Consider the following 19,274-nt stretch of genomic DNA (forward strand, 5'->3'; position numbering starts at 1 on the left):
ATGACCGAATTCACTCGTCCCACCCTGTCCCTGCCTGGCGGCCACGACAAGCTGCTGCTGCACTCGTGCTGCGCACCCTGCTCGGGCGAGGTGATGGAGGCCATTACCGCCTCCGGAATCGACTACACGATCTTCTTCTACAACCCCAACATCCACCCGGCGCGCGAATACGAGCTGCGCAAGCAGGAGAACATCCGCTTCGCCGAACAGCATGGCGTGCCCTTCATCGACGCCGACTACGACACCGACAACTGGTTCGCGCGGGCGCGCGGCATGGAGAACGAGCCCGAACGTGGCATCCGCTGTACGATGTGCTTCGACATGCGCTTCGTGCGCACCGCGCTGTACGCGCATGAGCATGGCTTTCCGGTGATCAGCAGTTCGCTGGGCATCTCGCGCTGGAAGGACATGAACCAGATCAACGACTGCGGCCACCGCGCGGCGGCCCACTACCCCGGCCTCCAGTACTGGGATTACAACTGGCGCAAGGGCGGCGGCGCGGCGCGCATGGTGGAGATCAGCAAGCGCGAGCGGTTCTACCAGCAGGAATACTGCGGCTGCGTGTACTCGCTGCGCGACGCCAACCGTCACCGCCGGGAGAACAACCGCGAGCGGATCAAGATCGGCCTGCTGTATTACGGCCAGGACAACGACACGCCCAAGGGCGATTGACGTACGCGAAGGGGGCGGCCACGCTGGTTGCCCCCCTCCGTTGCGCTGGACCTGCCATGACCGCCCTGCCCGCCGATGTTGCCCTGCTGGTAATCGACCTGCAGCCGGACTTCATGCCCGGGGGCGCACTGGCCTGCGAAGACGGCGATGCGCTGGTGGCGCCAATTGCCGCCCTGCTGGCGGAGCGTCGCTACCGCACAGTGGTGGCGACCCAGGATTGGCACCCGGCTGACCATGCTTCGTTCGCCAGCCAGCACGCGGGCAAGCTGCCGTTCGAGGCGATCCTGCTGCATGCGCAGCCGCAGACGCTGTGGCCGGATCATTGCGTGCAGGGCACCGATGGGGCGACGCTGCACCCGGGCGTGGAGTGGACGGCCGCCGACCTGATCCTGCGCAAGGGCAGCCGGCGCGAGGTCGACTCGTACAGCGCATTCCGCGAAAACCACGGGCCCGATGGCGGCCGCCCGGCTACGGGCCTGGCCGGCTGGCTGCACGAGCGCGGAATCCGCGAGGTGCATGTGTGCGGCCTGGCGCGCGACTACTGCGTGCTGTGGAGTGCGCAGGACGCCGTGAAGGCCGGGTTCCGGGTGAAGTTCCTTTGGGAGCTGACACGGCCGGTGACCGAGGCCAATGACGGGATGGTGCGCGAGGCGCTGGCCAAGGCGAAGATTGCGGTGATCTGACCTGCACGCCGCCGCAGCCAGCACCGGCATCAAGGAAGCCGGTGCGTCAGGTGCGGGCAATCACCGGCGAAGGGCGTCAATGATCAAGCCGGAGGCGATTTCCACCAGCAGATACTCGCTGTCGGACTGTCTGACCCAGCGTTGACCACGGCCGGGATCGCGCAGCCTGTAATGCGCGTAATCATCAACCCAGTAGCGTCGGTCCACTTCGGCCCAATCCAGGCGCTCACCACGGCGCCACGCCTTCTTCTGCCACCCCGGCGGCGGCGCCTTGCGACTGTGCGGCCCACCGGCGTGGGCTGGAGGTCCATTGCCCTTGGCATGGTGCGGTGGATCCGCCCAGGCCGGGGCAACGGCCAACATCGCCGCCGTGGTCAAGGCAACACCCAGCAACCTTACGGTTTTCATATCCATCTCCCAACCCGGCCGCGGCGTGCGGCGTGCTGGCACCGAATATAGAGCAGAGAATGTGAAAGAAGCCAAGCGACCACAGCAAGGGGCAGCGCAATTGAACGCGATCGCTCCGGTCGGCAATACTGGGCCGACGGTACCCCTGGCCTGGGCAATGTTCCTCCTGTGACCACATCGCCGCCCACGCCCACGCCCGGCCCCATCGATGCGATGCGTCCGGACGGCACCGCCACCGAGGTATTCGGCGTATTTCTCAAGCTGGGGCTGACCGCTTTTGGTGGCCCCATCGCCCACGTGGGCTATTTACGCCAGGAATGCGTGCAACGCCGCCGCTGGCTGGAGGAGGCCCAGTTCGCGCAGTTGCTGGCCGTCTGCCAGTGCGTGCCAGGGCCGGCCAGCAGCCAGATGGGCTTTGCCATCGGCCTGTTCCGCGCCGGATGGCGTGGCGCGGTGGCCGCTTTCGTCGCTTTTACCCTGCCGTCGGCGCTGCTGATGTTCGGCGCTGCCGCCTTGGCATCGCGCCTGGATCATGGCATGGGTGCGGCGGTGGTGCATGGGTTGAAGCTCGTGGCCGTGGCTGTGGTCGCCCATGGTCTGGCGAACATGGCAAGGCAGTTGGCGCCGGATGCACCGCGTGCGCTGATCGCTGCCGCAGCGTGTGCGCTGATCGTGCTGGCAGGCAGTGGCTGGGCACAACTGGCGGTGGTCGCGTTCGGTGGCGCACTGGGTCTTTGGCTCTGCAGAGACGTGAGCGCCCCGGCTGCAGCGGTGCTCGAGAATGAGCGCTCGCGGCAGCGACCAAGGGCTACGTGTCGCGGCTCGATGGTTGCGACCGCGGCGACAGCAACAGTTCCGCCAGTCCCTTGTATATCGGTGTCCGGCACACCAGCCCGGACATCCCACGGGCGATGAGTACCGTTGCCAGGATAGGCAGCAGCAGGTCGCCACTGTCGGTCAGTTCCAGCGAAATGACCGCCGAGGTCAATGGCGCCTGGGTGACACCGGTGAGGTAAGCGCACATGCCAAGCAGCACGAACGCGCGCGGGTCCACGCCGGGCATCAGCACGGCCAGGTTGTGGCCCAGGCCGGCGCCGACGGCCAGCGCCGGCGAGAACAGTCCGCCGGGAATGCCGGCCACATAAGAGGCCAGGTTCGCCAGCAGCTTCATCAGCCCAAACTCGTGCCCAACCGTCGGTTGACCCTGCACCAGACTGCGCGCCTGCTCATAGCCGGTGCCAAAAGCACCATCGCCGCACAACGCCGCCAGCCCAACCACCACCAGGCCGCAGCCGGCTGCCAGCAGCACCGGGTGCCGCTGCCGCACGCTGCCCAGCCAACGCGGGCGCCCGGCTGCGCTGGCCAGCACCATGCGGGCGAATACCCCGCCCAGCAGACCCGCCACGCCCCCGCACAGCAGGATGGCCAACCACGCCTGCCCCAGCGGCAGGCCGGCTGTCACATGGCCGAAGTAGGTGTAGTTTCCGAGAAGGCCCAGCGACACCACGCCACCGACGATAACCGCCGTCAACAGCGTGCCCGAGAAGCGATGCTCGAAGCGCCCGCTGAGCTCTTCAATGGCGAATACGATCCCGGCCAGCGGCGTGTTGAAGGCCGCCGCGATGCCGGCCGCACCGCCAGCCAGTAGAAAGTGCGACAACTCCCGGGGATCTCTGAAACCGAACCAGCGGCCAAACAGGTACATCAGGCTGGCGCCGACGTGCACCGTCGGCCCCTCCCGACCCACCGACGCACCACCCAGCAGTGACAGCGAGGTCAGGATCAGCTTGCCTGCCGAGACCGCCGGTGACAGGTTGGTTTTCCGGAATGCTTCATCAGGCCTGTCCAGCGCCGCGATCACCTGCGGAATGCCGCTGCCCCGGGTCGGACGAAGCACCCCGCTGGTCAGCCACGCCAGCAGCGCGAAGATTCCCGGCGTGAGCAGCAGCGCCCACCACGGCGAGTGCTCGATGGCGCGTCGAAACAGGGCAAATGCCGCATCGCTGGCCTTGGCAAAAAGGATCGCGACGAGCGCCACCACCACCGCGCCCGTCCAGAGGGCAGCACGGCGCCGCCATGCCTCGCTCCGCAACTGGCCGGCCAGGTGCGTCTGGATTCGGCGGATATAGGTCATGACCTTAGTATGGCCACCGTGGCCAGGGACGGAAAGGCGGCTGCTTGGCGGGTGACCTTGCCTGATGTGGTTTCAACCGCTGCCATGGCTCGTCACTCAGCCCAGTGACGCATGCTCCGCCGCGAACGCGCCGTACGTACGCAACGGCCGACCCAGCAACTGCATCAACCGCTCCACGTCACCCGCGCCCGGCAGCATGCCGTCGCTGATGAAGCGCTCGGCCATCTGTCGCATGTCGTAGGCCATCCACCCCGGCATGAACTGGCGCAGGTTCTGCTCGAAGGCGGCCGTGTCATCGCCGCCGTAGGCGATCGGGCGGTTCAGCACCTCGCTCCAGATGGCAGCCACCTGTGCGCCGGTGAGTGCTTCCGGGCCCACCAGGTTGAGTCGGGTCAGCGCGCTGTTGTCCGGCACCTGTTCGCGGTTGAGCAGTTCGATGGCGGCAATCTCGGCGATGTCGCGGGTGTCGATCATCGCCAGCCCCTTGCTGCCGATCGGCATGGGGTACACACCGTAGCCCTGCACCACATCCTTGATGGTGAGGTCGTTATCGATGAAATAGGCCGGGCGCAGGATCGTGGCGCTGAAGCCCATCTGCTCGATCATGCGCTCCACGCCGAACTTGCCGGCGAAGTGCGGCACGTTGACGTAGCGGTCGCTGTGGATCACCGACAGGTACACCACCCGCTTCACCCCGGCCTCGCGGGCGACGTTGAGGGTGATGAGCGCCTGGGTGAATTCGTCGGCGACCACGGCGTTGAGCAGGAACAGCGTGGAGACGTCCTTCAGCGCTTGGCGGAGGGCATCCACATCCAGCATGTCACCCTGCACCAGCTCCACGGTGGCAGGCAGGTTGGCGGTGGCGGGGGTGCGGACCAGTGCGCGGACGTTTGCGCCGCGCTGGGTGAGGTGCTGGACGACCTGACGGCCGATGGTGCCAGTGGCGCCGGTAACAAGAATGGTCATGGGATACTCCGGGTGGTTGGTGAGGGCTCATGGTTGTTGATCCGCGCACGAGCCGATAGCCCATATACTTGGACCACCTGTCTCGCTGGTGGAACACATGGACCTCCTCGCCCTGGCCGACTTCAACCTGGTGGCGCGACACGGCGGGTTTGGCCGTGCCGCGCGCGCGGCGGACCGCCCGAAGGCAACACTCTCGCGGCGCGTGGGTGAGCTGGAGGCCAGCCTGGGGGTACGGCTGTTCGAGCGTGGCTCGCACACGCTGAAGCTCACCGAGGAAGGTCGGGCGCTGTTCGAGCGCACCGAGACGCTGCTGACCGAACTGGATGAAGCGGCCACGTCCATTGCCTCCGGCGGCAATACGCCCCGTGGCCGGCTGCGCGTGAGCGCCCCGATGCTGTTCTCGCAGATGGCGCTGGGCAAGATTGCAGCCGAGTTCGTGAAGCGCTACCCACAGGTGCGGCTGGATATCACCACCGAAGACCGCGCCGTGGACATGGTGGAAGAAGGCTATGACCTGGTTATACGGGTCAATCCGGATCCGGATGCGCGGTTGGTGGGGCGGGTGCTGATCCGGGACCGACTCGTGGCGGTGGCACACCCCGACCTGCGCTTGCCCGCGATGGGCGAGACGGCGCCTGCGGTGTTCCGGCCGTCCAGCGATGCCACCGGCTGGGACCTGGTGACGCCGCGTGGCGAGATACGTATCGCGGTGGATCCGGTGCTGCGCCTGGGCGCACTGACCATGGTGCGCGATGCCGTTCGTGCAGGCACCGGCGCGGCGATGCTGCCCTTCTCGCTGGTTGCCGACGATCTCAGGGATGGCGCATTGGTGTCGTGGGGAGATGCGAAGGCCCCGCCCATCGAAATATGGGCGCTGTACCCGTCGCGACGACTGCTCAGCTCAAGGGTGTCGGCGCTGCTCGAGCTGCTCAAGGAATGCTTCCCCGAGGGTCAGGCGGAGGAGCTGGCCGCCTTCGCAGGTGGGGGCCGCTGACGGCCAGAAGCGGATATACGGTGCAACCGGCTACAAGCAGACGCTTAGTCGTGGAAGTTCTTTGCGGGTAAACGGCTTCGTTTGCCTTCCAAAATCCGGCAGAGGCCACTGCAAAGTGTGCCAGCCAGCGCACCGGCCAAGGGAATGATCCAGTTCCACTTGGGTGCGCCGGGGTTAAGCAAAACGATAACCACTACGGCCATCACACTGGTGAGGAAGCCCGCGCCGGCGCCCAACAGAATGCTCTCCAAGAGATTCAGCGCACGCCGTGAGGCCACGAAGGAGAACAGCAGGCCGGTGGCGGCCGCCGGGACCGCACCCACAACGTAGCCGCCGATAGCGAAGAAAATCACCATCCAGATCATTCCGAAACTGAAGAGCTCGGCCAACGCCAGTGGATGCTCAACGACCACGAACTGCGCGAAAATGGAAATGCCTCCGATCAACGGGCCCAACCCGAGAAATGTGAGAGTGGTGCGCTTCATTGCGTCGGCTCGACTCATGGCCCGAGATCCCTGCTGAAGTGCTTGCATTTTGCCCAACTGGACACTCAGACACCCGTCAACGGAGTCTTCGACCAGATCGGGAAGTACTGCTCGCAGTTCCACGCTTTCGCGAACCAGCAAGCCCGCACGGCCACGTAGGTTTCCGGTCTGGAACAAGGGCCACCCGGAGTGCACTTGCCCGAAAGGACCACGGACCCGCCTGGGACAAGCTTTGTGCTGTGGACCATCAACGCCATTCCTTCCGGCGACTCGGGAAACTGCTCCGGTTGTGGCCGGCGAGCGGTGTCGAAGTTCAGATACGGATTGAGATACAGCACGGGCCGCGCTGTCTCGTTGCGCAGCTCCAGCACGTAGTCCCCAGTAACGCGGTCGTAGGAGCGAACCGAAAGGGTGACGCCCTCCGATAGCGGCGGCAACGTGGTACAGCCCGCCAACAGACATGCCGCCATGAAGGGCAAGTACCCTTTCATGGCACTCATCCGCCCAAGGAGTGACGGCTTGGAACGGCTCCCGGATGCCCCAGATTCGCTGCGGTCACGCATGCCTGACATCCCGACCGGTCGCCGTTATGGGTCTGAAGCGGATGTTCGCACCCTTGGGTGAACTGTTAGTCGGCATCATCGCTGGACTGCGTTGGCTCGCTCGTGGCTTTCCAAATGACCGCTTTTATCAGCCATCCCAAAAGAACTCCCGCCAGTGCAATCGCACCGATGATGGGCGAGGCCATAAGTGCAATGCCGAAGATCCAAGGCCATGTGTCCGAACCGGCAAGGCCGGTGATCGCCAGACCCGCAAACGCAGCTGCGAAAAGAGCGCCGGCAAGAACTGCGATGCCGCGCAACTTGAAGAACAGGGCCGCGATAAATCCGGATCCCGCGAAGTATGGCCAGAGGTCTGTAATCATCAGTCTTCCACTCCCTGGTAGACGGGCCCCTGGGGGCCAGTTGGCTGTGCCTGCACCGAGCCCGGGCTGATGTCCGCTTTGGGCCGATAGCGAACGTTAGCACCGGGCCCGCCGCTTAAGTAGTCCTGACTTCCGCTGTCGCCAGCGGCATCATTCGTGGCCGTGCTGCCAGCTCTTGTAGACGAACTCCAGGCTGTAGCCATCCGGATCGCGCACCTGCGCGGCGTAGTAGCGCGGATCGTAGTGCAGCTGCGGGCCCGGCGGATGGATCTCGCTGGCGCCGGCGGCCATCGCGGCGGCATGCGCGGCATCGACCATCGCCCTGGACTCTGCCACGAAGCCAACATGCGCCGCCTGCGCCGCCGCCACGCCCTGCCGCAGCCAGAAGAAGACCCGGCCGCCCGCGCCGAAGCCCTTCAGGTCCGGGTGGCCGGGTGGGCCCTGCTGGCCGTCGTAGTCGAGCCGGTTGACGATGGCCAGCGGGGCCAGCGCGGCCGTGTAGAACGCGACCGAGCGGGTGGTGTCGGTGACAGTGAGGAAGATGTGGTCGAGCATGTCGTACTCCCGTTGCGAACTAGATGTTGTAGCCGCCTGCCACTTCAATGGTCTGCGCATTGACCCAGGCCTGCTCATCACCGAGCAGCCCGGCAATGACGCGGCCTACGTCGTCCGGCTCGCCCACCCGGCCCAGTGCCGTCTGCGCGGCCAGCAGGGCTTCGAATTCATCATTGAGGCCGCCACCCAGTTCGGTACGGATCGCCCCGGGTGCGACCGCGTTGACACGGATGCGGCGTTCGCCGAACTCCTTGGCCATGTAGCGGGTAAGCACTTCCAGCCCGCCCTTGAAGGCGGCGTACGGCGCCACCCCGGCGGTGGCCACGCGCGTGGTGGCACTGGTGACGTTGACGATGCTCGCACCCGTACCCAGCAGCGGCAGCAGGGCCTGGGTGAGAAAGAACGGCCCCTTCAGGTGCACGTTGAACAGACCGTCGAACTGTTCCTCGGTCACCGTCTCGATCGGATTGAACAATCCAAACCCCGCGTTGTTCACCAGGCCATCCAGCGCGGAGGCGCCCCAGGTGTCCTGCAAGGTGTCCTTCACCTTTGCGGCAAATGCCGCAAAGCTACCGGAGTTGCCCACGTCCAGCTGCAGGGCCACTGCCGTACCGCCCTCTGTCTGGATGCGCTCCACCACCTGCTGGGCAGCATGGGGCTGGGCGTTGTAGGTGAGGATGACGCCCATGCCGCGCTGCGCGCAGTGCAACGCGGCGCTGGCACCAATGCCACGGCTGCCGCCGGTGATCAGTACGTGTTTCATGCAGGTGGTCCTGTGCGGTGAGGAGAGATGCACAGGCTAGGAGCGCCGGTCGCGACGCGCCGACCTGATCCTCGCCAATTCCTGCCTATTCCTGCTTTTCGCCTGGCCGGCGCCCTGCGGCGGGTGTCCAATGTGGCCATGGACAACGCACTGGATGAACTGCGCCGCCTCGCGGCGCATGCCGAGAATCGCCGTACCGAGACGGGCATTCCCCGCGTTGCCATGGTGCAGGGCGAGATCCCGGAGCATGCCCTGGCGGCCGTGTACGAGCCGATGATCAACCTGATCCTGCAGGGAAGCAAATCCATGACGGTGGGTGAGAAGACCCTCGAATACGACCCGGCCACGTACTTCGTCATGTCCGTGGACCTGCCGGCGGTGGGTGCCGTGCACCCGGCCAGCACCGGCGAACCGTACCTGGCGGTGAGCCTCACGCTGGACCTGGGCATCATCGCAGCGCTGCTGTGCGACACCACCGATGCCGCCACCGGGCGCGGCGAGTCCTCCACCCAGACCGAGGCATTCAATGTCGCTGCCGTCACCCCGGAGCTGATGGATGCATGGGTGCGCATGCTGCGCCTGATGGAACGCCCCAGCGAAATACCTGCGCTGGCCCCGGCCTACGAGCGGGAGATCCTGTACCGCGTGCTGCAGGGACCACACGGAAGCATGCTGCGGCAGCTGGCCACACCGGATTCGGCGCTGGCGCGTATCAGCAGCGCCATACAGCGCATCCGCCGCGACTATTCCAAACCGCTGCGCATCGCGGTATTGGCCGAACAGGTGGCGATGAGCGAGTCAGCCTTCCACCGCCACTTCAAGAGCGTCACCGCGCTTAGTCCGCTGCAATACCAGAAACAGCTGCGCCTGCTGCAGGCCCGACAGATTCTGGCAACGCAGGCAAAGAGCGTCACGGCAGCGGCATTGGACGTGGGATATCAAAGCCCCACGCAGTTCACCCGGGAGTATGCGAGAGCCTTCGGGTTACCGCCCTCCCAGGATGCGGCGCGGATGGTGGCGAGCCGACGAGGTCAGAGGGGGTAGCGCGCAGAATGCCGTTACCTGGGGCGTCGCATCGCCTGCTCCAAACCGCCGACCGCCAGTCGCGCGGACTCCAGAAGGCGGGCGTGGTCGTGCCCTCTGCGCGCATTCGTCGACAGCCCCATCATCACCGTGGTCATGTAGTCCATCACCCGGTCGGCGGCCTCCGGGTGGCGCGCCGCGACGAAGTCATGGATCGCAGCTTCAGCGCCGACCAGGAACACCATGGCCGCCTGCCTGGCGTCCTTGTCGATGGACTGCACGCCTTCTATGACCATGCACCCGGACGCGCCCGCCTTGCCGGCATAGCGGCATGCAGCTTCCTCAAGCACGGCGGCCAGACACTCGATGACGGGCCGGGTCGGATCCAGCAGTTGCTGCAGCGGAATGGCCCCTTCACGTGCATACCGGTCCAGCACCCGGCCAAACAGGTGGGCCTTGCTGCCGAAGGCGGCGTAGAAGCTGGGCGGGTTGATCCCCAAAGTGCCGGTGATGTCCGCCACGCTTACGTCGTCATAGCTGCGCTCATGGAACAGGCGCTGCGCAGTGGCCACCGCAGCGTCGGGGTCGAACGCCCGGGGCCGCCCGCGGGGTCGCAATGTTTTTGTATCTCCCACTACTAAATTCCTTGACAGCTGCCACAGGCCATTTCTATAGTGAAAGCTACATTAATTGCCAAGGCGTGTCCAACAATGACGTTCAAGAACAAGAAGGTGCTGGTCCTGGGTGGCAGCCGTGGCATTGGCGCCGCAATCGTCCGCCGCTTCGTGGCCGACGGGGCCTCGGTAACCTTCACCTACAGCGGGTCCCCGGATGCGGCGCATGCGCTGGCCGCCGAGACCGGGGCGACGGCCGAGAAGACCGACAGTGCGGACCGCGACGCGGTGATCGCGCGGGTTCGCGACACCGGTCCGCTGGACGTGCTGGTGGTGAACTCGGGCATCGCGATCTTCGGCGATGCGTTGGAGCAGGACGCCGACGCCGTGGATCGTCTGCTGCGCATCAACGTGCATGCGCCGTATCACGCCTCGGTCGAGGCGGCGCGCACGATGGGCGACGGTGGTCGCATCATCGTGATCGGCTCGGTGAACGGCGACAGGATGCCGGTGCCGGGCATGGCGTCCTACGCGGTGAGCAAGTCGGCGCTGCAAGGACTGGCACGCGGCCTGGCGCGGGACTTCGGGCCCCGCGGCATTACGATCAACATTGTTCAGCCCGGCCCCATCGATACGGATGCCAATCCTGAGGATGGCCCCATGAAGGATCTGATGCACAGCTTCATGGCGATCAAGCGTCACGGTCGCCCAGAGGAAGTGGCGGGCATGGTGGCCTGGCTGGCCGGGCCGGAGGCCAGCTTCGTGACTGGCGCGATGCATACGATTGATGGTGCGTTTGGCGCTTGAAGTGCCCAGGCTGTTGGCGTTAGGCATCCGGCCAAGAGCAGCATCCTCGCTAAAGGCGCTTGACCATGAACGCTGCGGTGTCAGGACATATCCCTGCAAACTGGCGTGACGTTCTGATTGATTCCGGCGCTTCGATCCGTGCCACATGCCGATACCCGCAGCGCTCGAACAAGGGCGCTGCCGTTGTAGTCAGGAGGAACAGCTCCGCAACACCCGCATCGGCTGCCAAACGCTCCGCAGCGCGCACCAGGGCGGCGCCAGTACCCAGTCCCTGGTGGCTCCGGGCGACCGCTAAAGAACGTAGCAGGCCTGCTGGCAGATGAAGCTCCACACCAACAACACCAACAAGCTCATCCTCTTCGTAACCCCCAACGAACACCCGGGACATGCCGTCTTCCAGGTCAGCCACCGGCAACCCGGCCGCTGTCAGTAGCGACAGCGCATCGGCATCCAACGTGATCGGCGTGAAGGTTGTCATGGAGTCTCCGCTAGGTGCTGGGATAGGAAAGCGGGATGTCACGCTACGACTGAAGCAATGCCGTTCTTCTTAACGTGCAAACAATTTTCTACGAATTGAGGTCTGCTTCCGGCTGGAAGAGGACTCTTGACCAGCCAATCCGCTCCGATTCCGGCGAGCACGCCAAGGTTATCACCCGTTCTCCGGACCTTGCACGAACACGTGCTCGATCTCCCACCCCCGCGTCGCGGCGGGCCAAGACAACGTCAGAGCGGTTTTTTCATCAGGTACTGGCGTGATCACAGCTTGTGCCGAGCTCGCTATAACCAGGCTGCGACGAAAATACCTGGATACCGTTCCCTATGGTCACTCCATGAGACGCAGACGCGCCAGCGTGCAGCCGTGTGACGCCTTCATTGTTGCGATGGAGTAAACGGCGAAGTTACCCGCAGGCGTCTACCGGGGGGAGGTGGCTGGGCATACCGTGGCACCGCGCTGCAGTCCCCCGCGCCCCTTCCCAGGATCCAAGACCATGACCCAACGTCTCGACTACCAGCAGCAGTCCCCCGAGCTGACCAAGAAACTCATGGAACTCAGCATGGCTGAATCAAAGAGCTCCATCGAAGCGTCCATCCGCCATCTCGTGCATATCCGCGCCTCACAGCTCAACGGCTGCGCGTTCTGCGTCGACATGCACGTCAAGCAGGCCACCATCCACGGCGAGAACGCACTGCGTCTTCACCACGTAGCGATCTGGCGTGAATCCAACCTGTTCACACCGCGCGAGCGTGCCAGCCTGGCGTGGACCGAGGCGCTGACCTGCATTCCGAAGGACGGCGTGCCCACCTCACTGTACGAGCGCGTTCGCGGTGAGCTGTCCGAGAACGAGATCTCCGACCTCACCTTCGTGATCGCGGGCATCAACGCCTGGAACCGCATCAACGTGGCCTTCCTCGCTGTCCCGGGTTCGTTCGACAAGGCATGGGGATTGGACAAGGCAGGCCTGTCCGTCGCCCCGGCGGTGGCACAATGAACGGGCGCGCGATGTGGGCGGCCCTCACTGTCTCCGTCGGCCTCTGCCTGCTGTCCGGCGCCGCTTTCGCTCATGGAGCCAAGCATGCCACTGATGCGCCCCACGCGGTTGTTGCCGAGGTAGCGTCGCAGGCGCTGCAGGACTACCCCGGCAAAGAGATCATGCTCATCACCGTCGATTACCCGCCGGGCGCGGTTGACCCCGTACACCGCCACGATGCGCATGCCATCGTCTACGTGTTGGACGGCACCATCATCATGGGTGTTAGGGGAAAGCCTGAGCAGACCATCAAGGCCGGCGAGACCTTCTATGAAGGCCCGAACGATGTCCACACCGTGGGCCGCAATGCCAGCCACACTAAACCCGCCAAGTTCGTTGTCTTCCTTCTGAAAGACAAAGAGAAGCCGCTGCTTATTCCGGCGAAGTAATGCCGCGTGTGTACCGCAGGCACACAGGGTCTGCGGTACGCAGCCGCTTGGGCGCTTCCAGCTTCACGCTATTTGATCTTCAGCTCCGGCAGAAGAGGATCGACGTCGACCAGCTCCAGCGATTTGACCATGTGCAGCGTCCCGTTTTTGTACTTGAGGAAATGCGGACTTTTCACGTGCTGTTCGTATGCGTTCCGACTCGCATATATTTCAAGAATCGTCAATCTGGTCGGGTCGTTCTTGTCGAAGACTGCGTACAACGACAGCACGCCTGGCTCAAGGTCCATTGAGGCTCGAACCTCTTCAGCCAGGGCGTCTCGATAGGCGGACAGATGGTCCGCGTCTACGGTTATCTTTGACAGCCTTGTCATCTGTAGCTCCTCGGCTCCAACACTGAAGGAGCATGCAGCCATGCCGATCAGGGTTCCGATGAGTATCCTTTTCATTCCACCCTCCAATGGGCGCGTACCACTCGCCGCAGAATTTTCCCGGAAGATCATTCCTGCCGAGCCTCGAGCTGGCGTCGAATACCAACGCGGACACGTTCGGCAGCCTCCACGCTGGAGTGGGCTTCTAGAACATCGGCCAGCCCGGACAGCTGCTCAGGACGCACGCCTATGTTCATGCTGATTTCTATGTGAGACTGCAACTGGGCTTCGACCCCGGACATGGCAGCCAGCATGCTGACCGTGGCCAGCTCGCGGCTCTGCCAATCAAGGTTGTCGCGCTCGAAGATGTCGCCAAAGAGATGCGTACGCAGATACTCATTTGCCTGCGGTGCGAAATCGAACAATGGCCCTGAGACTGGACCACCCGCCAGCTTGGTCTGGTTCGCGGTGCCTGCAGCGAGCAACGCGTCGCCCTTGGGAATCGGCTTGCCCGGCTCGCGCCCGGCTTCATCCTGGATGCCCTTCTGCCTGCGGGCCTCCGCCACCTTCATGAGTTCGCTCAATGCGTTCAGGCTCCGCGGAAACCCCGCATAGGCGTAAACCTGCACAAGAATCTCTCGTGCTTCGGCCAGACTCAGTCCCGCGTCCAAGCCTTGATTCAGCGCGCCCCGAAGGTTATCCATGTTGCCAGCCGCTGCCGAGGCGCTGATCGGAATAATCGCTTGCTGGCGGGCGTCCAGCTCGGTGGTAGAACCCCCGTTTGATGTGACGTTCATAGCTGCTCCTTCGTGTGCGAAAGCCATCTGTCCCGGACCGGAGGCAAGCATCGCCGCACCCATCAGACAGGCGAGGTGCCTGGACCGCCGTTTCCAGTCAATCGCCTTGGTACTGGGCATCGGTCACCTTCTCCAACCAGTTCATGTTGGGTCCGGCCAGGTACTGCTCTTCGGTCACATGCTCCAGCCAGTCAACGTTCCTGCCATCCAATGCCTCCTGGACTGCGATGTGCGTCATGGCGGTAGTGGGCGATGCACCGTGCCAGTGTTTGTGACCCGGCGGGCACCAGATCACGTCACCCGCGCGGATCTCCACGATCGGGCCGCCTTCGCACTGTGTCCAACCGAAGCCGGCTGTAACGATAAGCGTCTGCCCCAACGGATGGGTGTGCCACGCAGTGCGCGCGCCCGGCTCGAAGGTGACTGCCGCGCAGGATACCCTCGATGGCGCAAGGGCGGCATTGAGCGGATCGATGCGGACCGTGCCCGTAAACCAGTCCGTCGATCCTTTGATGGACGCTTGGGTGCCAAGGCGTTTGATTTCCATTTTGCTCACCTCGTTGTGGTGTGTTGGGTATGCAAACAACGGCTGGTCGGACTCAATCCGAACCGCGAGCGGCCCTTCCGTGCGAAGGAGCTGCAGTCCTCCTTCGATTCGACCCAGTCGGATCAGACCCTTCGAGTACGCAAAGGGCCTGTGGAAAATCGCCAGATTTCCCCACGGCGCATAAAAGGCGATGTCGCCCGCCGCCGGCGTGACTCCCTCCGGCTCACCCGCCACACTGAGACGGCGCGGAAGCTGCGCGATTTTCTCGGTCGCGGCGTAGTCCTCAAGCTGCAGCGTCAGCGGCAACTGGGCGATGAACTCGCGCGCCGGGATACTGTCTTCCATGGTGGCCGACAGCATCTGATCGTTGATGATCAGTCGAATCTTCATCGAATGAACCCCCGGGTTTGACTCTACCTTCCTGGCTGCAATGGCGTGATGAGTGGGCGCGGCAGAGCATGCCGCTATTGCCCCCAATGCAAGCAGGAGGCAAAGCAGCGTTCCTGTGATCGACGTAACGCACCTCATCAGCCCCGGGCCTCCACAGCGACCACCGGCCCCGACGTGGTCGCCCGCTCGGACGCCGTGGCATAAGCGAGCAGCGCGGCGCACAGCAGCAGGCCAGCACTGGCCAGGAACGTGCTGGCAAAGCCGAGACTGTCAAACAGCAGCCCGCCCACGGTCGAACCGAGTGCGATGGAGCACTGCACTACCGCCACCATCAGCCCTCCGCCGGTCTCTGCGTTGTCAGTGAAAGTGCGAGCCAGCCAACTCCACCAGCCCACCGGTGCGGCCGTTGCCAGCAGGCCCCAAGCCGAGAGCAGTGCGGCGGTCGGCCAAAGCTGGGGCCCCAGTGGAACCAAGGCCACAGCAATGAGCGCCATCAAGGCTGGAATGGTCACCAGGGTTCGGTAAAGCCCACGCCTGATGAACACGCCAATGACGAGCGTGCCCACGAAGCCGCTTACGCCGATAGCCAGCAGCACCAGCGGTACAGCAGACGTTCCTGCACTGGTCACCCGCTCCAGGAACGGCCGCACGTAGGTAAACAGGGCAAATTGCCCCATGAAGAGGGCACCGCAGGCAAGCATCCCAAGTGCCACCACACGTCGCCGGAACAACGCGATCAACCCGCCTTGTGACTGCCCGCTCTCCGCAGGCATGGAGGGCAGACAAACCCACTGCCATGCGAGGGCTATGACAGCCACGGGCAGAAGGCACAAGAAGGCGCCGCGCCAACCAATCATGCCACCCAGGTAGCTGCCCAATGGCGCCGCAACTACCGTTGCAAGCGCGTTGCCGCTGTTGAATATCGCCAAGGCGCGCGGGACTTTTGCGGCGGGCACCAGCCGCATGGCCGTTGCGGCAGACAGTGACCAGAACCCACCGATCACCACGCCAATCAGTGCACGCCCCGTAATGTAGACCAGATAGTTCGGAGACAGGGCCACCACCACACCCGACACCGCCATCAATGCGGTGAGGATCAGCAGCAACGTTCGTCGGTTCAAGTTGCCCGCCAACCGGGAGATCGACAGGCTGGTCAGCACCGCAAAGGCTCCCGAAATGGCAATGCCGTACCCGGCAAGCCCTTCGGTCACGCCCAGATCTGCCGCCAAGGGGGTAAGCAGGCTCACCGGCATGAATTCGGAGGCGATCAACGCGAAGACGCACAGCGTCATCGCGAGCACGCCCCCCCAGTTGGCGCGATCTGCATTCACGTGAGTGCGGCTCATTTCCCGGCCAGGCCGTGCTGGAAGAACGTCGTCAGTTTCTCGAAGGGAATCAGGTTGGTACGGTCATACAGTTCCACGTGCCCCGCACCCTTCACCCAGTAGAGCTCCTTCGGCTGGCCTGCCCTTTGGTATGCGTCTTCGCTGAACTCGCGGGAATGCGCGGCGTCGCCAGAAATGAACAGCATCGGCCGGGGCGAGATGGTCTCGATGTCATTGAAGGGATAGAAGTTCATGAATTTGACCAGGCTGCTGAAGAGCGGCTGGGTGGTCAGCTCTGCCGTATCGCCCTTTGGCGTGTAGGCGCCGCGCGGGGTACGGTAGAAGTCGAAGAACTCGCGTTGGATGGCAGGGGTGTCAGCATCGAGTCTGTTCACTGTGCCTGGCACGTACACAGCCGCCCCGCCCTTGAACTCGGCCAAGCGCTGCTCGGTTGCGGACTGGATCACTGTCTTGCGCTGTTCCAGCGACTGCCCGTTGTTCAGCCCCTGACGTGCCGCCGCACCCATGTCGTACATGCTCACCGTGGCGATGGCCTTGATGCGCGGGTCGATCTTGGCGGCGCTGATCACAAAGCTGGCGCTGCCACAGATACCCAGGCCGCCAATCCGTTCCGGGTCCACATAGGCCTGCGTACTCAGGAAGTCCACGGCGGCACTGATGTCGTCTGAATAGATTTCCGGCGCCACCAGGTGCCGCGGGGCGCCACCGCTCTCTCCCCAGAAGGAAAGATCGATCGCCAGCGTAACGAAGCCCTGCTCGGCCAACTTCTGCGCGTAGAGCTGCGAGCTCTGCTCCTTCACCGCGCCCATTGGATGGCCAACCACCACGGCGGGGGCGCGGCTGCCGCGAGGCAGGCCTTGGGGGCGGTACAGCGTGCCCACCACTTCCAGCTGGTACTGGTTGTGGAAGCTGACGCGCTCACCAGTGACCGTGGGGCTGCGGTAGAAGTTGTCTGCCCCGGCGGGACGTGCTGCCCCAGTCGTATCGGCAGCCATGGCGGGAAGCGGAAGTACGTAGCTGGCAAGCAGCGCCAGCAGCAACGTGGTCGGTTTCATGCAAGTGCGGCCTCGGTTGGGGGACTGAGGTCGCCACGATAGGCTCCGCCCGCTACCGCGATAAGCCGGCTGAAAGTTGATGCATTGTTGAGTTGAGCTCACAATTGGTCCATGAGCGCCGTGAAGACCAATGATCTGCAAGCCTTTCTGGTGGTGGCCCAGGAGCAGAGCTTCACCAAGGCCGCCGTTCGCCTTGGGATAACGCCCTCTGCGCTGAGCCATTCGATGCGGTTGCTGGAAGAGCGCCTGGGCATTCGCCTGCTGGCCCGCACCACCCGCAACGTTTCTCCCACTGAGGCGGGCGAGCGCCTCATGCGCTCCATCGCACCGCACTTCGAGGCCATCGGTGCCAGCGTGGAAGCGCTGGGAGACCTGCGCGACCGGCCGGCGGGAACGCTGCGGATCTCCTGCACGGATGATTCGATGGAGACCATCATCCGACCACGGCTTGCCGGGTTTCTGGCCGAGTACCCGGACATCACGCTTGAGTTCTACGTGGATTACGGCTTTACCAACGTGGTGGAGCAGCGCTTCGACGCCGGCATCCGGCTCGGAGAAGCGCTGAGCAAGGACATGATCGCTGTCAGGGTCGGACCGGATTGGCGCCTGGTGGTGGTTGGATCTCCCGACTACTTCGAGAAACATCCCAAGCCCAGGAAACCCGCCGACATCACCCGACACCGCTGCGTGCACATCCGGCATCGCCCAAATGGCGCCATCTATGCCTGGGAGTTCGAAGAGAAGGGCAAGGAATTCACCGTACGCGGCGACGGACCGTTGGTCTTCAACAGCATGACCCACGTAATCAATGCCGCACTGGACGGACTGGGCTTGGCCTATGCGCCGGAACCGATGGTAGCTGAGCACATTGCGCAGGGCAGGTTGGTGGCTGTGCTGGACAAGTGGTGCGTCCCCTTCCCCGGCTACCATCTTTACTACCCTAACCGCCGGCATCCCTCACCTGCCTTTTCGGCGCTGGTCGCTTGGCTGAAGCGGGATGACTAGGCGTAGAAAGGCGGCGGCTGTGTGTGTGGGTCGCGCCTGCAGTGCGTAGCAATGTTCAGCGCACCCCGGGTTGCTTGCGACTTCTCTTCTGGTGCGATGAGGCCAGTGAAGAGAAGCGCTTGGCACGAGGGTACGCCACTGATTCTGGGACGTCCGTTCCAGCAATCACAAGCGGAGGCCAGAATTCCGGTTCACTTGCGTCACACCATTGATCAAGTAAATCGAACATGCCGGTATGCTGGCGAAGTATCAACTTCTCTTAGTTTGATCAGCTGCGCATCGTCTGGATTCGGGGCTTGATATCCCCTTGTTAGACCCATGAAAGCATGAAGTTCTGCGTCGGGAGGGTGGCGAATACAACACCCCCTTGGGAAATAAGTCACGCCGATGGTCTAGCGGATATCAACCTCCCGACTCCCTTGTCGCCGACAAGGGAGTACTTCCGATGGAGTAGACGCATGCAAAGTTCAAAGATGGATTCATGCAACGATCCAAGCCAGCAGGTTGGCATCGGCTGGTATCAGCCCAAGAGCCTACGCATTTCCGCCCTGCGGCACCCTGCCGGCAACATCCTGCCGCCGGGCCTGTCCATTCCCTACCTGTCGCTGTGCGGAGTGTGGTTGGAGCGGTTGGGGTTCAAGACCGGTCATCGGGTGTTTGTGGAAGTGACACCCGGGCGCGTTACGTTGACGCTGGATGAGACGCCGGTACCGTTGCCGTACCGGTATCAGAAGCACAAGCCGAAGAGGAGTCGTTCGGAAGCGTTGAGCGAATAGCTGGAGGCCGCACGTCTGGAGTCCGGCTGTAGCCGAGGCATTG

At 63.8% G+C, this 19,274-nt stretch carries 25 protein-coding genes and 1 pseudogene; 10 read left to right on the top strand and 16 right to left on the bottom strand.

The annotated features are described in order from the left end of the window. Positions 1–672, top strand: a complete 672-nt coding sequence (locus ACGFZ3_RS18390) for an epoxyqueuosine reductase QueH (protein ID WP_392924584.1) — start codon at positions 1–3, stop codon at positions 670–672. Between the two features lie 56 nt (positions 673–728). Further along, positions 729–1,355 (top strand): bifunctional nicotinamidase/pyrazinamidase, encoded by a 627-nt coding sequence (pncA, locus tag ACGFZ3_RS18395; RefSeq protein ID WP_392924587.1) that lies wholly within the window; start codon positions 729–731, stop codon positions 1,353–1,355. A 60-nt stretch (positions 1,356–1,415) separates the two neighbouring features. Here the strand turns inward: pncA and ACGFZ3_RS18400 are convergent, their stop codons facing one another. After that, positions 1,416–1,763 carry an RcnB family protein gene (locus tag ACGFZ3_RS18400; RefSeq protein WP_392924688.1) on the bottom strand — a complete coding sequence of 116 codons (348 nt, stop codon included), beginning with the start codon at positions 1,761–1,763 and terminating at the stop codon, positions 1,416–1,418. Positions 1,764–1,931: 168 nt separating this feature from the next. On the opposite strand from ACGFZ3_RS18400, the gene ACGFZ3_RS18405 reads away from it, so the two are divergent. After that, positions 1,932–2,678: a chromate transporter gene (locus tag ACGFZ3_RS18405; RefSeq protein ID WP_392924589.1), complete on the top strand. Its 747-nt coding sequence runs from the start codon at positions 1,932–1,934 to the stop codon at positions 2,676–2,678. Here ACGFZ3_RS18405 and ACGFZ3_RS18410 read toward each other — a convergent pair. Further along, positions 2,572–3,897, bottom strand: coding sequence for a chloride channel protein (locus ACGFZ3_RS18410; RefSeq protein ID WP_392924592.1), 1,326 nt, complete (start codon positions 3,895–3,897; stop codon positions 2,572–2,574). The genes ACGFZ3_RS18405 and ACGFZ3_RS18410 overlap by 107 nt on opposite strands. Positions 3,898–3,993: 96 nt before the next feature. Further along, positions 3,994–4,863, bottom strand: a complete 870-nt coding sequence (locus ACGFZ3_RS18415; protein ID WP_392924595.1) for an SDR family oxidoreductase — start codon at positions 4,861–4,863, stop codon at positions 3,994–3,996. Between the two features lie 97 nt (positions 4,864–4,960). Between ACGFZ3_RS18415 and ACGFZ3_RS18420 the strand changes: the two genes are divergently transcribed. Beyond that, positions 4,961–5,857, top strand: coding sequence for a LysR family transcriptional regulator (locus tag ACGFZ3_RS18420; protein ID WP_392924598.1), 897 nt, complete (start codon positions 4,961–4,963; stop codon positions 5,855–5,857). A 44-nt stretch (positions 5,858–5,901) separates the two neighbouring features. On the opposite strand, the gene ACGFZ3_RS18425 is transcribed toward ACGFZ3_RS18420, so the two are convergent. From ACGFZ3_RS18425 to ACGFZ3_RS18445, 5 genes are all read right to left on the bottom strand, one after another. Next, positions 5,902–6,360 (bottom strand): hypothetical protein, encoded by a 459-nt coding sequence (locus ACGFZ3_RS18425; RefSeq protein WP_392924601.1) that lies wholly within the window; start codon positions 6,358–6,360, stop codon positions 5,902–5,904. 47 nt (positions 6,361–6,407) lie between these two features. Then, complete coding sequence (locus tag ACGFZ3_RS18430; protein ID WP_392924604.1) at positions 6,408–6,833, bottom strand: hypothetical protein; 426 nt, start codon at positions 6,831–6,833, stop codon at positions 6,408–6,410. Between the two features lie 137 nt (positions 6,834–6,970). Continuing rightward, positions 6,971–7,267, bottom strand: a complete 297-nt coding sequence (locus tag ACGFZ3_RS18435; RefSeq protein ID WP_392924607.1) for a hypothetical protein — start codon at positions 7,265–7,267, stop codon at positions 6,971–6,973. A 150-nt stretch (positions 7,268–7,417) separates the two neighbouring features. Continuing rightward, a complete protein-coding gene (locus ACGFZ3_RS18440) occupies positions 7,418–7,822 on the bottom strand; it encodes a VOC family protein (protein ID WP_392924610.1) in 405 nt (134 codons plus the stop codon). Between the two features lie 19 nt (positions 7,823–7,841). Further along, positions 7,842–8,585 carry an SDR family NAD(P)-dependent oxidoreductase gene (locus tag ACGFZ3_RS18445; RefSeq protein WP_392924613.1) on the bottom strand — a complete coding sequence of 248 codons (744 nt, stop codon included), beginning with the start codon at positions 8,583–8,585 and terminating at the stop codon, positions 7,842–7,844. Positions 8,586–8,723: 138 nt separating this feature from the next. On the opposite strand from ACGFZ3_RS18445, the gene ACGFZ3_RS18450 reads away from it, so the two are divergent. Next, positions 8,724–9,629 (top strand): AraC family transcriptional regulator N-terminal domain-containing protein, encoded by a 906-nt coding sequence (locus tag ACGFZ3_RS18450; protein ID WP_392924617.1) that lies wholly within the window; start codon positions 8,724–8,726, stop codon positions 9,627–9,629. Positions 9,630–9,643: 14 nt separating this feature from the next. Here the strand turns inward: ACGFZ3_RS18450 and ACGFZ3_RS18455 are convergent, their stop codons facing one another. Beyond that, complete coding sequence (locus ACGFZ3_RS18455) at positions 9,644–10,243, bottom strand: TetR/AcrR family transcriptional regulator (RefSeq protein ID WP_392924619.1); 600 nt, start codon at positions 10,241–10,243, stop codon at positions 9,644–9,646. A gap of 75 nt (positions 10,244–10,318) precedes the next feature. Between ACGFZ3_RS18455 and bdcA the strand changes: the two genes are divergently transcribed. Further along, positions 10,319–11,029, top strand: coding sequence for an SDR family oxidoreductase (gene bdcA, locus ACGFZ3_RS18460; RefSeq protein ID WP_392924622.1), 711 nt, complete (start codon positions 10,319–10,321; stop codon positions 11,027–11,029). A 49-nt stretch (positions 11,030–11,078) separates the two neighbouring features. Here bdcA and arsN2 read toward each other — a convergent pair whose 3' ends face one another. Then, the gene (gene arsN2, locus ACGFZ3_RS18465) at positions 11,079–11,507 is read right to left on the bottom strand and encodes an arsenic resistance N-acetyltransferase ArsN2 (protein ID WP_392924625.1); all 429 of its coding nucleotides are present in this window, start codon (positions 11,505–11,507) and stop codon (positions 11,079–11,081) included. Between the two features lie 511 nt (positions 11,508–12,018). On the opposite strand from arsN2, the gene ACGFZ3_RS18470 reads away from it, so the two are divergent. Together ACGFZ3_RS18470 and ACGFZ3_RS18475 are read left to right on the top strand one after the other, a co-directional pair. Then, positions 12,019–12,519, top strand: coding sequence for a carboxymuconolactone decarboxylase family protein (locus ACGFZ3_RS18470; protein WP_392924628.1), 501 nt, complete (start codon positions 12,019–12,021; stop codon positions 12,517–12,519). A gap of 11 nt (positions 12,520–12,530) precedes the next feature. Next, positions 12,531–12,947, top strand: a complete 417-nt coding sequence (locus ACGFZ3_RS18475) for a cupin domain-containing protein (protein WP_392924631.1) — start codon at positions 12,531–12,533, stop codon at positions 12,945–12,947. 68 nt (positions 12,948–13,015) lie between these two features. On the opposite strand, the gene ACGFZ3_RS18480 is transcribed toward ACGFZ3_RS18475, so the two are convergent. The 6 genes and pseudogenes from ACGFZ3_RS18480 to ACGFZ3_RS18505 form a co-directional block, all read right to left on the bottom strand. Then, complete coding sequence (locus ACGFZ3_RS18480; RefSeq protein WP_392924634.1) at positions 13,016–13,393, bottom strand: putative quinol monooxygenase; 378 nt, start codon at positions 13,391–13,393, stop codon at positions 13,016–13,018. A 50-nt stretch (positions 13,394–13,443) separates the two neighbouring features. Continuing rightward, on the bottom strand, positions 13,444–14,232 hold the full coding sequence (locus tag ACGFZ3_RS18485; RefSeq protein ID WP_392924637.1) for a carboxymuconolactone decarboxylase family protein: 789 nt from the start codon (positions 14,230–14,232) through the stop codon (positions 13,444–13,446). Then, positions 14,210–14,659 (bottom strand): cupin domain-containing protein, encoded by a 450-nt coding sequence (locus tag ACGFZ3_RS18490; protein ID WP_392924691.1) that lies wholly within the window; start codon positions 14,657–14,659, stop codon positions 14,210–14,212. Before ACGFZ3_RS18490 ends, ACGFZ3_RS18485 begins: the two co-directional genes overlap by 23 nt. A 63-nt stretch (positions 14,660–14,722) precedes the next feature. Continuing rightward, positions 14,723–15,187, bottom strand: a pseudogene (locus ACGFZ3_RS18495) (cyclophilin-like fold protein); the annotation flags it as partial. Continuing rightward, positions 15,187–16,395 (bottom strand): MFS transporter, encoded by a 1,209-nt coding sequence (locus ACGFZ3_RS18500; RefSeq protein ID WP_392924640.1) that lies wholly within the window; start codon positions 16,393–16,395, stop codon positions 15,187–15,189. The gene ACGFZ3_RS18500 and the pseudogene ACGFZ3_RS18495, both read right to left, overlap by 1 nt. Further along, positions 16,392–17,450, bottom strand: a complete 1,059-nt coding sequence (locus ACGFZ3_RS18505; protein ID WP_392924643.1) for an alpha/beta hydrolase — start codon at positions 17,448–17,450, stop codon at positions 16,392–16,394. Before ACGFZ3_RS18505 ends, ACGFZ3_RS18500 begins: the two co-directional genes overlap by 4 nt. A gap of 111 nt (positions 17,451–17,561) precedes the next feature. Here ACGFZ3_RS18505 and ACGFZ3_RS18510 point away from each other — a divergent pair, with 111 nt between their 5' ends. Together ACGFZ3_RS18510 and ACGFZ3_RS18515 are read left to right on the top strand one after the other, a co-directional pair. After that, positions 17,562–18,455: a LysR family transcriptional regulator gene (locus ACGFZ3_RS18510; RefSeq protein ID WP_392924646.1), complete on the top strand. Its 894-nt coding sequence runs from the start codon at positions 17,562–17,564 to the stop codon at positions 18,453–18,455. A 458-nt stretch (positions 18,456–18,913) separates the two neighbouring features. Further along, complete coding sequence (locus ACGFZ3_RS18515; RefSeq protein WP_392924649.1) at positions 18,914–19,231, top strand: SymE family type I addiction module toxin; 318 nt, start codon at positions 18,914–18,916, stop codon at positions 19,229–19,231. Positions 19,232–19,274 lie beyond the last annotated feature (43 nt).

The sequence above is a fragment of the Stenotrophomonas sp. NPDC047960 genome (assembly GCF_043204395.1).
Taxonomy (GTDB): Bacteria; Pseudomonadota; Gammaproteobacteria; order Xanthomonadales; family Xanthomonadaceae; genus Stenotrophomonas.

What these genes read in the sequence shown, in the direction of transcription:
- bdcA (WP_392924622.1), top strand. Translation starts at nt 10,319, where the DNA reads ATGACGTTCAAGAACAAGAAGGTGCTGGTCCTGGGTGGCAGCCGTGGC.
- arsN2 (WP_392924625.1), bottom strand. Translation starts at nt 11,507, where the DNA reads ATGACAACCTTCACGCCGATCACGTTGGATGCCGATGCGCTGTCGCTA.
- ACGFZ3_RS18445 (WP_392924613.1), bottom strand. Translation starts at nt 8,585, where the DNA reads ATGAAACACGTACTGATCACCGGCGGCAGCCGTGGCATTGGTGCCAGC.
- ACGFZ3_RS18435 (WP_392924607.1), bottom strand. Translation starts at nt 7,267, where the DNA reads ATGATTACAGACCTCTGGCCATACTTCGCGGGATCCGGATTTATCGCG.
- ACGFZ3_RS18475 (WP_392924631.1), top strand. Translation starts at nt 12,531, where the DNA reads ATGTGGGCGGCCCTCACTGTCTCCGTCGGCCTCTGCCTGCTGTCCGGC.
- pncA (WP_392924587.1), top strand. Translation starts at nt 729, where the DNA reads ATGACCGCCCTGCCCGCCGATGTTGCCCTGCTGGTAATCGACCTGCAG.
- ACGFZ3_RS18390 (WP_392924584.1), top strand. Translation starts at nt 1, where the DNA reads ATGACCGAATTCACTCGTCCCACCCTGTCCCTGCCTGGCGGCCACGAC.
- ACGFZ3_RS18450 (WP_392924617.1), top strand. Translation starts at nt 8,724, where the DNA reads ATGGACAACGCACTGGATGAACTGCGCCGCCTCGCGGCGCATGCCGAG.
- ACGFZ3_RS18505 (WP_392924643.1), bottom strand. Translation starts at nt 17,450, where the DNA reads ATGAAACCGACCACGTTGCTGCTGGCGCTGCTTGCCAGCTACGTACTT.
- ACGFZ3_RS18515 (WP_392924649.1), top strand. Translation starts at nt 18,914, where the DNA reads ATGCAAAGTTCAAAGATGGATTCATGCAACGATCCAAGCCAGCAGGTT.
- ACGFZ3_RS18430 (WP_392924604.1), bottom strand. Translation starts at nt 6,833, where the DNA reads ATGAAAGGGTACTTGCCCTTCATGGCGGCATGTCTGTTGGCGGGCTGT.
- ACGFZ3_RS18410 (WP_392924592.1), bottom strand. Translation starts at nt 3,897, where the DNA reads ATGACCTATATCCGCCGAATCCAGACGCACCTGGCCGGCCAGTTGCGG.
- ACGFZ3_RS18415 (WP_392924595.1), bottom strand. Translation starts at nt 4,863, where the DNA reads ATGACCATTCTTGTTACCGGCGCCACTGGCACCATCGGCCGTCAGGTC.
- ACGFZ3_RS18500 (WP_392924640.1), bottom strand. Translation starts at nt 16,395, where the DNA reads ATGAGCCGCACTCACGTGAATGCAGATCGCGCCAACTGGGGGGGCGTG.
- ACGFZ3_RS18420 (WP_392924598.1), top strand. Translation starts at nt 4,961, where the DNA reads ATGGACCTCCTCGCCCTGGCCGACTTCAACCTGGTGGCGCGACACGGC.
- ACGFZ3_RS18510 (WP_392924646.1), top strand. Translation starts at nt 17,562, where the DNA reads ATGAGCGCCGTGAAGACCAATGATCTGCAAGCCTTTCTGGTGGTGGCC.
- ACGFZ3_RS18485 (WP_392924637.1), bottom strand. Translation starts at nt 14,232, where the DNA reads ATGCCCAGTACCAAGGCGATTGACTGGAAACGGCGGTCCAGGCACCTC.
- ACGFZ3_RS18425 (WP_392924601.1), bottom strand. Translation starts at nt 6,360, where the DNA reads ATGAGTCGAGCCGACGCAATGAAGCGCACCACTCTCACATTTCTCGGG.
- ACGFZ3_RS18470 (WP_392924628.1), top strand. Translation starts at nt 12,019, where the DNA reads ATGACCCAACGTCTCGACTACCAGCAGCAGTCCCCCGAGCTGACCAAG.
- ACGFZ3_RS18480 (WP_392924634.1), bottom strand. Translation starts at nt 13,393, where the DNA reads ATGAAAAGGATACTCATCGGAACCCTGATCGGCATGGCTGCATGCTCC.
- ACGFZ3_RS18440 (WP_392924610.1), bottom strand. Translation starts at nt 7,822, where the DNA reads ATGCTCGACCACATCTTCCTCACTGTCACCGACACCACCCGCTCGGTC.
- ACGFZ3_RS18400 (WP_392924688.1), bottom strand. Translation starts at nt 1,763, where the DNA reads ATGAAAACCGTAAGGTTGCTGGGTGTTGCCTTGACCACGGCGGCGATG.
- ACGFZ3_RS18490 (WP_392924691.1), bottom strand. Translation starts at nt 14,659, where the DNA reads ATGGAAATCAAACGCCTTGGCACCCAAGCGTCCATCAAAGGATCGACG.